Below are 10,725 nucleotides of genomic sequence, written 5' to 3'. Positions count from 1 at the left end.
GTAGGAGACAATTCTCCTACTTTTTTTATGCTGTCACGATTTGGTCTTGGTCGGCTACATCAGGGTCAAATGTATTTGTTGCACTTACACCGTTAAATGTGTTGACAATAAAAGCAACATTTGAAGCACCTGAGCCATTGTAGGCTTTCGTATTTTCTTTTGGAGAAACATTATAAAAATCACCTAAGTTAAAAGAGCCATTACTGTTTTGCACGATAAGGTTTCCGACAACAGATGGCATAAGATTCCCCCACTTCATTCGTCTTCTTTTCAACATTATATGGGTTATTTTCTAAAAGGTTCATTCATTCCATGTATTGACGGATTTGTATAATCCGAGAGTTGCTAAATACATAGTCAACAGAGCCGATTTGAAAACAAGCTGAATTTAATAGTGTGAGTAAGTTGACATCGTTTACTTCGATAAAAGGGCTTTCGTTTGTAATATTCAGTTTGACATCGGTTGAACGTTTCGGGATTGTAATATATTTATCAGTAAACAGTTTAAAAGCATCAAGTCGACCTTCACCTTTTAAATAAAAAGGGATTTCTCGATGCACTGCAAGAGCTCTACTTTTTAAGGCCATTTGATTTGCATCTCCAACTTGGAAGACGGCGCTAATCCCCATCGAGACGACAGAAGCATTTTGTACGATCGAGACATGTCGAAACATAAGTGTGCTTCTCCTTAACCTGGAGTAGAAGGAACATCTGTAACAAGTGGTACAAACGGTCCTTCTGTCACAGATTCAAACGGTGTATCAAGAATAGAAGAGAGAATAAGGAGATTTGCGTCTCCAATTAAAAAAAGGGAGGAAGAAGATACCCCATTTGTTTTAATTTGCCCTACTTTCATTTCACGGTTGATCACATTTAAGTTCATATACTTACTCCTTTCGGAAATTACCTGGTATATGTTGAATAAAGGAAAGAAAAGCTTTATCAATATCCTGCTTCATCGCTTGAACGATGACAGCATGCAAATGTTCTGGATTCGAAGTGATATCGTCATATGGCTGCACTTGAGACAAATAGTATGGAAGACGATGCTCCATTTGTTTTTTAATATCATCTATCATCATTTGACGATACATTTCATCAAGAGGTGTTCCTTCCTCTCTTTCGAAATGAAGAATTCTATTATATGCTTCTTCATCTAAATAACGATGCATTTCTTGAATAATACCTTGATAAAAGTCTGGATGAATATCTTGTTCTGTTTCAGGGTTTACTTTCAATGTTTCTGTATCCACTTGAAAGTCTTCAATTTGTTGTTCGGTCTTAGCAAAAGGATTTAAGCCGATATTTAATGTCCCATTTAAATTTTCTACTTTTAACTGATCGAATTTGTACTCCACTTTTCCTATAGAAGAGGAGGGACGACTTTTTAACTCTTCAATTTCTTCTTGTAATGTATGCACTTGTTGTTCTAAAGCATGAATGGTGTTTTGTTGCTGTTGAAGAATTTGTTGAAATTGCTGTAAATAAATATATACATCTTGATTCATGAAATATAATCTCCTTTTCAATAGGGAGGGTGCATGCTATATATTTATGATGGAACTCGGTTAAGAAGAACTAGGTGTTGGGTTAATCGAAATAATTTGTCCTTTTGCTTTGAGCGGACGGACGGGTGCTGTAAAGCCTCCTGTATTTGAAAATTTGGAGAGGGATTTAATACTTCCAGCTGTTCCAATTTGAAAAATAGAAGATGTTGTAATACTATCTATTTGAATTTTGTTAATGATAATACTCTGTTGCACATAGAAGTTCAATGTGTTATAACCTCCTTTTAATTCGTCCCTACAATCGCTTGGTCAACGACATCTGTATCATTAACAGTTGTTGTATTTTGATAGTTATATACAGACACGTTATCTCCAACATTAAAAGAACCAGCTCCTGCAAAGGCACGAGAGTAACTAATCGGTCGAATTGCGAATACATCTCCGATATGAAAAATTCCGCTTGATCCAATATTGACAATGCGAATCTGTCCGACCATTGCTGGCATAGCAAACACCTTTCATCAATAAAATTTTTAGTTTGTTATTATGTATGACTCGAAAAGTATATATATGTTTCATAAAACGGAAGTCTCTGTTTTCTTTCTACTTAGGAAAAATAAAAGACATACACTTTAATGAGTATGTCTATCTATCGTATGAATGGCGGTAGTATTTGTTTGTATAAGAGAAATAATATTTAAGAGCTTGTCCAATTCTTGACTGCAATTTACTGTTTTTTGAGAGGTAATTCCATAACGTTCAGCAAAATAGATCATTTTTTTTCGCTTTTTTTCAATTACTTGCTCAAACATACAATCGGCTCCACTCTATATAAATTTTTAAATGTATATATGTAGTACAAATTATACAAAAATTCCATAAAAAAGAAATCGCTTCGATAAAAAAAGTAAAAATTCTACATTTTATTTGAAAAAGCAACTAAGAACCAATTGTAAAATAAAGAATATTGTAAAAAATAAGGAAGGATAGAAGGTTTTTTTCTAAGGAATGCGAATACAATTATAGTGTATGGAGTTTTAGGATGGAGAGTGGAAATTTTGCGTTTGGTGACGGTGAAGAAAGATGAGAAAGTGTTTATTGGTGTTGTAGACGAAGAGGAAAAGAAAGTGCTGCATTTAAGAGAAGCACAAAAACAAAAGGGTGAAAAAGTTACGCTTCCAATTACCATGTTAGAATGTATTGAAAGAGGAAGCGAATGTATGGAAAAGGTGCGTGAAATTGTAAATTGGGCAAACGAAAATAAACTAGCAGCTTACTATTCCTTACAAGAAGTGAAACTATTAGCTCCTATACCGAGACCACGGAAAAATATTCTTTGTGTTGGGAAGAATTACCGTGAACATGCGATCGAAATGGGAGGAGAGGAATCTATCCCAAACAATATAATGATTTTTACGAAGGCACCTACGACTGTAATAGGGAATGGTGAAAAAATTAATAGCCATTCGCACGCGACGAGTGAATTGGATTATGAAGGGGAACTCGCGATTGTCATTGGAAAGCGAGGCAAACAAATTCCAAAAGATAAAGCAATGGAATATATATTTGGTTATACGATTGTAAATGATATAACAGCGCGGGATATTCAAAGGAAGCATAAACAATTTTTCTTGGGGAAAAGTTTTGATACATTTTGCCCGATGGGGCCGTATTTAGTGCATACATCAGGGATTCAGTCTCCCAGTCAATTACACATTGAAACAAAGGTAAACGGGGAAGTTAGACAAACTTCTAATACGGAAAATATGATATTTCCGATAGAAGAAATTATTTCTACTGTGAGTAAAGGAATGACGCTTGAGCCTGGAGATATCATTGCAACCGGGACGCCCGCGGGCGTTGGAAAAGGCTTTAATCCACCAAAATTTTTGCGTGCTGGTGATGAAGTGATCGTAACAGTCGAGGGCATTGGAACATTAAAAAATATCGTAAAGTAAAAGACTACCTTTTTGAAAAGAGGTAGTCTTTCTTTCAATCTTTTAGTTCAAATGTCATTTCAAATCGTAAGAGAGGCTGTCCGAAAAAAGAGGATCGCCTAATTTATATTAAGATAATACAGCTTTAATTTTTTGGAACGCCCACTCTAAATCGTCTTCAGAAATAACAAGAGGTGGTGCGATGCGAATGACATTCTCATGAGTTTCTTTACATAGTAAGCCTTCTTCTTTTAATTTCTCGCAATATGGACGAGCAGGCGTATTTAATTCGATTCCAATAAATAATCCTTTACCACGAACTTCTTTAATCATAGGATTCTTAATTTCTTTTAATTGGCCGATTAATTTTTCTCCTAGTTGAAGAGAGCGCTCTGTTAATCTTTCATCTTGTAATACATCGAGAGCGGCAATCGAAACGGCACATGCAAGTGGATTACCGCCGAATGTAGAACCGTGAGAACCTGGTTCAAATACGCCTAGAATATCGCGGTTTGCTGCAACACAAGAAATTGGGAATACGCCGCCGCCTAGTGCTTTACCAAGGATATACATATCAGGGATGACCTCGTCCCAATCACATGCAAATAGCTTACCAGTACGGCCTAGTCCTGTTTGAATTTCATCTGCAACAAATAGAACATTCTCTTTCTTACATACATCATATGCTTCTTTTAAGAATCTAGCTGGTGGAATGTTGATGCCAGCTTCACCTTGAATTGGTTCTAAAATAAATGCTGCTGTATTCGGTGTAATAGCCGCTTTTAATGCTTCTAAATCGCCGTAAGGGATTACGATAATACCAGGAAGCATTGGGCCAAATCCGCGTTTATATTCATCGTTGGACGACATAGAAACTGCGCCCATTGTACGTCCGTGGAAGTTGTCTTCACAAACGATAATTTCAGCCTTATTTTCTTCTACTTTTTTCACATCATATGCCCAGCGGCGTGCTGTTTTGATTGCAGTTTCAACAGCTTCCGCGCCTGTATTCATTGGAAGAATCATATCTTTATGAGTAAGTTGTGCTACTTTTTCATACCAAGGGCCTAATTGGTCGCTATGGAAAGCACGTGAAGTAAGTGTAACGCGATTTGCCTGTTCAATTAAAGCATTGATAATCTTTGGATGACGATGTCCTTGGTTTACTGCAGAATATGCACTAAGTAGGTCCATATAACGATTACCTTCAGGATCTTCTACCCAGACACCTTCAGCTTTTGCGATTACGATTGGAAGTGGGTGGTAGTTGTTAGCTCCGTATGTGTCTGTAAGTTCAATAATATCCTTTGTTTCAATCATGATTGTTCCCCCTTTTGTTATTACAAGAAGTTTGTAAATACTCTAAATATTATATCATTTAAATGTGAAAAAGCGAAACATTTCCTAAAAAAGAAATAGACATGTTATCATATAAAGTGAATAAGTGTGACAAAGAGGAGGTTGGGGATTGTGACAACACATTTGCATATTACAGCATGGATATTAGGACTTCTTTTATTCTTTGTGGCGTATTCTATGTATACGGCAGGGAGAAAAGGAAAAGGTGTACATATGGGATTGCGTCTTATGTATATGATCATTATTGTAACGGGCTTTCTGTTGTATCAAAGCATTATGAAAACAGCTACAGGCAACATGCACATGTGGTACGGCATTAAAATGCTAGTAGGCATTTGGGTTATTGCTGCAATGGAAATGATTCTTGTGAAAACAAGTAAACAAAAACAAGCAGGAGCGTTTTGGGTGCAATTTATTATTGCGTTTGTTGTTGTACTATACATTGGATTACGATTGCCAATGGGATTTGCACCATTTGCGTAAAACAAAACCATCTTATTTTCCGTACGGAAGCATAAGATGGTTTTTTATTATATCTTGTTTATTGTGCATCTATATGCAATACTTCCCCATTTGCCTTTGTAAATTGAAATATATCTTTAGCACATGAGGAATAGCGGACATAATGATGGTGAAGAGCACATATCATGTCTTCGTTATCAAATAAAAGAATATTGACGCCTTCACATGGTTGCTCTTTCGGCTGCAATGATAAGAAGTTATGACAATAGATACAATCGTATAAAGAATAATGAATTGTTTGCAAAGTATCGATGAATAGAGAGAATGCAGAGTCAGATAGTTCTTCTATCCATTCGTTGTAACTGAAGAGCAATTTTTTTCGAATTCGTATCATTTCACCATTTTGCAAAGGGTGATGTTCATCGGCAATTTGCAATATATTTTTTTCGTAAAAGCGAGCTGGCAACCAATTGTTGTTATATAAAACTTCAAATCCATCTTCAATGATATCTTCTAATAAAAAAGCTTCATCATTCTCATCATCAAAAAAAATCCATTCATCGTTTATATACTCCACGTTCCCGATTGTATGAGCGCGCGGTTGATTATACAAAATATGTTTACGTTGTTTCATTTGTTATGTCTCCTTTTATAAAACTTGTTATTTCTGTTATGGACAGTTCAGGAACGCTTTATAAGTATGGAACACCTAATTTATATTGGGCATAGAATAAACACACACTTTAAGTAATAAATGCTTCATCATGAGAACCAATTAGGCTTTTACATGTCATATCTTCATTTTTCCTTTTTGGTTCTATTCAGCTTTTGAACGGAGTAAAGTTATACGGATATAGGATAGGAAGGATGATTTATATGTGCGGGATTACTGGATGGATTGACTATAAGCGGGCGTTAGAAGGAGAAAAAGAGACCGTTATGAAGATGACGGAAACGCTTGCAAAACGCGGGCCAGATGATACGAATATTTGGATTGATAAACATGTTGCTTTTGGACATAAACGATTAATTGTAGTAGATCCAGAAGGCGGAAAACAGCCGATGACTTGTCTAAAGGAAGAATCCAACTATACAATTTGTTACAATGGCGAGCTATATAATACAGAAGATATTCGAAAAGAGTTATTGCGAAGAGGTTACACATTTAAAGGACATTCCGATACTGAGGTGCTATTAGCTTCTTATATAGAATGGAAAGAAGAGTGTGTTAATCATCTAAACGGTATATATGCTTTTGCAGTATGGGACGAGAAAAAAGAGCATATTTTTATCGCAAGAGATCGTTTAGGGGTAAAACCATTATTTTATAAATACGATAGCGGAAGATTACTGTTCGGTTCAGAACTGAAAGTTATATTGGTGCATCCTGATGTCAAGGCGGAAGTAACGATAGAAGGTTTGGCAGAAATATTTGGACTTGGCCCATCTAGAACTCCTGGACATGGTGTATACGCTGGTATTCAAGAATTGCGGCCAGGCCACGCACTTACATTTTCAAAAGATGGTTTATGTGTATGGAGATATTGGAATGTAGAAAGTAAGAGGCATGAAGATTCATTTGAAGAAACGGTCGAGAAAACAAGGTTTTTATTACAAGATGCAATTACGAGACAATTGGTTTCAGATGTACCGCTATGCACATTTTTGTCGGGCGGAGTCGATTCAAGTGCAATAACGGCAATTGCCGCAAAAGAATATGAGCGCTCCGGAAAGGGACAGTTACACACATATTCTATCGATTATGAAGATAATGAAAAATATTTTCAAGCAAACGCTTTTCAGCCAAATTCGGATGCACCATTCATTGACCTCATGACGGAAACGTTCCGTACGATCCATCACCGCTGCGTCATTTCTAATGAAAGGTTAGCAGAATATTTAACAGAGGCTGTACTTGTTCGTGATTTACCAGGTATGGCAGATATTGATTCATCTTTGTTATGGTTTTGCCGAGAAATAAAACAAAAGTTTGTCGTGGGTTTATCGGGGGAGTGTGCAGATGAGATATTTGGTGGTTATCCATGGTTTTATAGGGAAGATGATTTACAATCTAGTGCATTTCCGTGGATGAGATCAACGAGGGCGCGGGAGCAACTTTTAAAGGAGGAATGGCGCCGAAAATTAAGGCTGCAAGAGTATGTGCAGCAACGTTATGAGGAGTCGGTACAAGAAGTACCAGTTTTAGAAGGTGAAAGCACAGTGGAAGCGAAACGACGACAATTATTCTATTTCAATATGATTTGGTTTATGACAACATTATTAGACAGGAAAGATCGCATGAGTATGGGAGCAAGCTTAGAAGTGCGCGTACCATTTGCAGATCATCGCCTTGTCGAATATGCATGGAATATTCCTTGGGAAATGAAAATGTATAAAAATCGCGAAAAAGGTCTACTGCGAAAAGCGTTAGAAGGTATATTACCCGATGATATTTTATATAGAAAGAAAAGCCCATACCCAAAGACGCATAATCCTCATTATACGAAATTAGTAACAAGATGGTTACAAGAGTTATTAGAGGATAAGGGATCGATTTTACATGAATTATTTGATAGAAAAAAATTACAAGAATTAATTGAATCAGGGGGGAGTGCGTTTCAAACACCGTGGTTCGGACAATTAATGACCGGACCACAACTTTTGGCACATGTAGCACAGATTCATATTTGGTTTAAAGAATACGGAGTAAATATTAAAGAATAGGAAAAAATGGCTCACGCGTGTTGTGAGCCATTTTTATTTTCACCAATCGGGGCGTTAATGCAGGAGAAAATATCAAATAAAATCCATAATCATATTATAAGTAAAATTTATTTAGAATTATTATTTTGACATATTTATTATTGATTGATACACTTAGAAACAGATGTTCTTGAAAAAGATTCTCATTTATAAAATTGAGGTGTAAACAAATAATGAAAAAGAAAATAGGTTTACTTGTAATGGCATATGGAACACCGGAATCGTTGGAGGATGTAGAAGCGTATTACACGCATATTCGACATGGTTGTAAACCATCTGCGGAAGCGCTTGAAGATTTAATTATGCGCTATAAAGCAATTGGTGGTATTTCACCACTTGCAAAAATTACAAAGGAACAAGCTCGTCAGTTAACTGCTTCATTGAATGAAAAATTTACAGATTATGAATTTGTTTGTTACTTAGGATTGAAGCACGTTGCTCCTTTTATTGAAGATGCAGTAGCAGATATGAAGCGTGAGGGGATCGAAAAGGCAATTAGTATCGTATTAGCGCCCCATTATTCAACATTTAGTATTCAAGCATATAATGACCGTGCAATTCATGCTTCAAGAGAAATAGGAGGTCCTGTCATTGAACCGATTGAACAGTGGTATGACGAGCCGAAATTTATTGCATACTGGGCAAATCAAATAAAAGAAACATTTAGGAAAATTAAACATAAAGAAAAAGCGGTTGTCATTTTTTCAGCGCATAGTTTACCAGAAAAAATTATTGCTGCTGGTGATCCTTACGTAGAACAGCTCCAGCATACTGCAGATTTAATTGCAGCAGAAGCTGGCATTCCACATTATACAATTGGCTGGCAAAGTGCGGGGAATACAGGGGAGCCGTGGATTGGACCAGATGTGCAAGATTTAACGAGAGATTTGTATAAACAGAATGGTTATGAATCTTTTATATATTGTCCAGTAGGTTTTGTGGCAGAGCATTTAGAGGTTTTATATGACAATGATTATGAATGTAAAGTTGTGACGGATGAATTACGTGTTGCATACTTTAGACCAGCTATGCCAAACACGCAAGATGTATTTATTGATTGTTTAACTGAAATTGTTTCTAAAAAGGTAAACAAAATGATTGACAATAAGTTAATTTTGAATAATAATTAAATTATAATAATTTTAAATAAATAATAATTGTTAGTAATAAAGAGGAGGCTCTCTTGATGAATTTAAATAATCGCTTAACAACAAACCAAGGTGCTCCAGTTGGAGATAACCAAAATTCTCGTACAGCAGGTCGTCGTGGTCCGGTCGTATTAGAGGACTATCATTTAATAGAAAAACTTGCTCATTTTGATCGTGAACGTATTCCAGAGCGTGTTGTCCATGCGCGTGGTGCAGGTGCTCACGGTGTATTTGTAACGAAGCATAGTATGAAAGAATATACAAAAGCAGCATTTTTACAAAAAGAAGGAACAGAAACGCCTGTATTCGTTCGTTTCTCAACAGTTATTCACGGCCAAGGTTCTCCAGAAACAGCACGTGACCCACGCGGTTTCGCTGTTAAATTTTACACAGAAGAAGGAAACTATGATCTTGTAGGGAACCATATACCTGTTTTCTTTATTCGTGATGCGATTAAATTCCCTGATATGATTCATGCTTTAAAACCAGCACCTGATACAAATATTCAATCACCAGATCGCTACTGGGACTTTATGACATTATCTCCAGAGTCCACTCATATGATGACATGGGTATTCTCTGATTACGGAACACCTGCAAACTATCGTCAAATGGAAGGTTTCGGGGTGCATGCATTTAAATGGATTAATGCAGATGGCAAAATTGTATATATTAAATATCATTGGAAACCACAGCAAGGTGTACGTAACTTAAATGCGAAGGAAGTTGTAGAAGTACAAGGAAAAGATTTCAATCATGCAACTCGTGATTTATTTGATGCGATTGAAAGCGGAAATTATCCAAAATGGGATCTTTACGTACAAGTGATGCAAATTGATGAGATGGATTCTTTAAGCTTTGATCCATTAGATACAACAAAAGTATGGCCGGAAGATCGCTTCCCTCTAATCGAAGTAGGAACAATGACATTAAATCGCAATCCACAAAACTTCTTTGCTGAAGTAGAGCAAGCAGCGTTCTCTCCAAGTGCAACCGTACCTGGTATTGAGCCTTCTGAAGATAAAATGTTACAAGGACGATTATTCTCTTATCCAGATACACAACGTTATCGCCTTGGTACGAACTACTTACAAATTCCAATCAATTGCCCATATGCAGCAGTTCGTAACCAACAGCGTGATGGTGCAATGCAAGTGAATCAAAATCCATCAACGATTAACTATGAACCAAGTCGCCATGCGGAAAATCCAGTTGAAGATCCTAATTACCGTGACTCAACTATGAAACTTGAAGGTTATGTATCTCGTGAAAAAATTGAAAAACCAAACGACTTCGAGCAAGCTGGTGAACGTTACCGTTCATTTACAAAAGAAGAACAAGATAACTTAATCGCAAACTTAGCAAATGATTTAAAAGATGTGCATGAACAGACAAAATTACTTGCAATTTGTAACTTCTTCCGTGCCGATCGTGAATATGGAATGCGTTTGGCAAAAGCTTTAAATGTTGATATCTCAGCATATGTAGGAAATCTTACAAAATAAGTAGTTTATATTCTCTAATATAAAGTAATGGTTACATTTAGAA

The 10,725-nt window shown here is 36.3% G+C and carries 14 protein-coding genes; 5 read left to right on the top strand and 9 right to left on the bottom strand.

Annotated elements, in window-relative coordinates; all coding sequences use genetic code 11:
* Positions 1 to 25: 25 nt before the first annotated feature.
* From MR056_RS05595 to MR056_RS05565, 7 genes are all read right to left on the bottom strand, one after another.
* Positions 26 to 241: a spore germination protein gene (locus MR056_RS05595; protein WP_011983950.1), complete on the bottom strand. Its 216-nt coding sequence runs from the start codon at positions 239 to 241 to the stop codon at positions 26 to 28.
* 64 nt (positions 242 to 305) lie between these two features.
* Complete coding sequence (locus MR056_RS05590; protein WP_011983951.1) at positions 306 to 674, bottom strand: spore germination protein GerPE; 369 nt, start codon at positions 672 to 674, stop codon at positions 306 to 308.
* 14 nt (positions 675 to 688) lie between these two features.
* Entirely contained in the window at positions 689 to 883 is a 195-nt protein-coding gene (locus MR056_RS05585) for a hypothetical protein (RefSeq protein WP_011983952.1), read from the bottom strand.
* Between the two features lie 4 nt (positions 884 to 887).
* Positions 888 to 1,508 (bottom strand): spore germination protein GerPC, encoded by a 621-nt coding sequence (gerPC, locus tag MR056_RS05580; protein WP_011983953.1) that lies wholly within the window; start codon positions 1,506 to 1,508, stop codon positions 888 to 890.
* A gap of 60 nt (positions 1,509 to 1,568) precedes the next feature.
* The gene (locus tag MR056_RS05575; protein WP_011983954.1) at positions 1,569 to 1,775 is read right to left on the bottom strand and encodes a spore germination protein GerPB; all 207 of its coding nucleotides are present in this window, start codon (positions 1,773 to 1,775) and stop codon (positions 1,569 to 1,571) included.
* A 17-nt stretch (positions 1,776 to 1,792) separates the two neighbouring features.
* Positions 1,793 to 2,014 (bottom strand): spore germination protein, encoded by a 222-nt coding sequence (locus MR056_RS05570; protein ID WP_011983955.1) that lies wholly within the window; start codon positions 2,012 to 2,014, stop codon positions 1,793 to 1,795.
* A gap of 126 nt (positions 2,015 to 2,140) precedes the next feature.
* Positions 2,141 to 2,320, bottom strand: a complete 180-nt coding sequence (locus MR056_RS05565; protein WP_011983956.1) for an aspartyl-phosphate phosphatase Spo0E family protein — start codon at positions 2,318 to 2,320, stop codon at positions 2,141 to 2,143.
* Between the two features lie 246 nt (positions 2,321 to 2,566).
* Between MR056_RS05565 and MR056_RS05560 the strand changes: the two genes are divergently transcribed.
* Positions 2,567 to 3,466: a fumarylacetoacetate hydrolase family protein gene (locus MR056_RS05560; protein WP_081428427.1), complete on the top strand. Its 900-nt coding sequence runs from the start codon at positions 2,567 to 2,569 to the stop codon at positions 3,464 to 3,466.
* 108 nt (positions 3,467 to 3,574) lie between these two features.
* Here the strand turns inward: MR056_RS05560 and MR056_RS05555 are convergent, their stop codons facing one another.
* A complete protein-coding gene (locus MR056_RS05555) occupies positions 3,575 to 4,765 on the bottom strand; it encodes an ornithine--oxo-acid transaminase (RefSeq protein ID WP_011983958.1) in 1,191 nt (396 codons plus the stop codon).
* A 216-nt stretch (positions 4,766 to 4,981) separates the two neighbouring features.
* Between MR056_RS05555 and MR056_RS05550 the strand changes: the two genes are divergently transcribed.
* Complete coding sequence (locus tag MR056_RS05550; RefSeq protein WP_235436381.1) at positions 4,982 to 5,287, top strand: YisL family protein; 306 nt, start codon at positions 4,982 to 4,984, stop codon at positions 5,285 to 5,287.
* A 58-nt stretch (positions 5,288 to 5,345) separates the two neighbouring features.
* On the opposite strand, the gene MR056_RS05545 is transcribed toward MR056_RS05550, so the two are convergent.
* Entirely contained in the window at positions 5,346 to 5,900 is a 555-nt protein-coding gene (locus MR056_RS05545) for a DUF2777 domain-containing protein (RefSeq protein WP_011983960.1), read from the bottom strand.
* Positions 5,901 to 6,142: 242 nt separating this feature from the next.
* Here MR056_RS05545 and asnB point away from each other — a divergent pair, with 242 nt between their 5' ends.
* The 3 genes from asnB (at position 6,143) to MR056_RS05530 (ending at position 10,682) form a co-directional block, all read left to right on the top strand.
* Positions 6,143 to 7,990, top strand: coding sequence for an asparagine synthase (glutamine-hydrolyzing) (gene asnB / locus MR056_RS05540; protein WP_087094605.1), 1,848 nt, complete (start codon positions 6,143 to 6,145; stop codon positions 7,988 to 7,990).
* Positions 7,991 to 8,199: 209 nt separating this feature from the next.
* Positions 8,200 to 9,159 (top strand): ferrochelatase, encoded by a 960-nt coding sequence (hemH, locus tag MR056_RS05535; RefSeq protein ID WP_087094673.1) that lies wholly within the window; start codon positions 8,200 to 8,202, stop codon positions 9,157 to 9,159.
* Positions 9,160 to 9,215: 56 nt separating this feature from the next.
* The gene (locus MR056_RS05530) at positions 9,216 to 10,682 is read left to right on the top strand and encodes a catalase (RefSeq protein WP_011983963.1); all 1,467 of its coding nucleotides are present in this window, start codon (positions 9,216 to 9,218) and stop codon (positions 10,680 to 10,682) included.
* Positions 10,683 to 10,725: the final 43 nt, after the last annotated feature.

Source organism: Bacillus cereus group sp. BfR-BA-01360 (genome assembly GCF_022663595.1).
GTDB lineage: Bacteria > Bacillota > Bacilli > Bacillales > Bacillaceae_G > Bacillus_A > Bacillus_A cytotoxicus.
The sequence above is the reverse complement of the archived record's forward strand: the minus strand, read 5'-3'. Positions and strand labels throughout refer to the sequence as shown.

Coding starts and splice junctions, on each gene's coding strand:
- MR056_RS05545 (WP_011983960.1), bottom strand. CDS start 5,900: ATGAAACAACGTAAACATATTTTGTATAATCAACCGCGCGCTCATACA.
- MR056_RS05590 (WP_011983951.1), bottom strand. CDS start 674: ATGTTTCGACATGTCTCGATCGTACAAAATGCTTCTGTCGTCTCGATG.
- MR056_RS05585 (WP_011983952.1), bottom strand. CDS start 883: ATGAACTTAAATGTGATCAACCGTGAAATGAAAGTAGGGCAAATTAAA.
- MR056_RS05530 (WP_011983963.1), top strand. CDS start 9,216: ATGAATTTAAATAATCGCTTAACAACAAACCAAGGTGCTCCAGTTGGA.
- MR056_RS05570 (WP_011983955.1), bottom strand. CDS start 2,014: ATGCCAGCAATGGTCGGACAGATTCGCATTGTCAATATTGGATCAAGC.
- MR056_RS05555 (WP_011983958.1), bottom strand. CDS start 4,765: ATGATTGAAACAAAGGATATTATTGAACTTACAGACACATACGGAGCT.
- asnB (WP_087094605.1), top strand. CDS start 6,143: ATGTGCGGGATTACTGGATGGATTGACTATAAGCGGGCGTTAGAAGGA.
- MR056_RS05565 (WP_011983956.1), bottom strand. CDS start 2,320: ATGTTTGAGCAAGTAATTGAAAAAAAGCGAAAAAAAATGATCTATTTT.
- gerPC (WP_011983953.1), bottom strand. CDS start 1,508: ATGAATCAAGATGTATATATTTATTTACAGCAATTTCAACAAATTCTT.
- MR056_RS05595 (WP_011983950.1), bottom strand. CDS start 241: ATGCCATCTGTTGTCGGAAACCTTATCGTGCAAAACAGTAATGGCTCT.
- MR056_RS05550 (WP_235436381.1), top strand. CDS start 4,982: ATGTATACGGCAGGGAGAAAAGGAAAAGGTGTACATATGGGATTGCGT.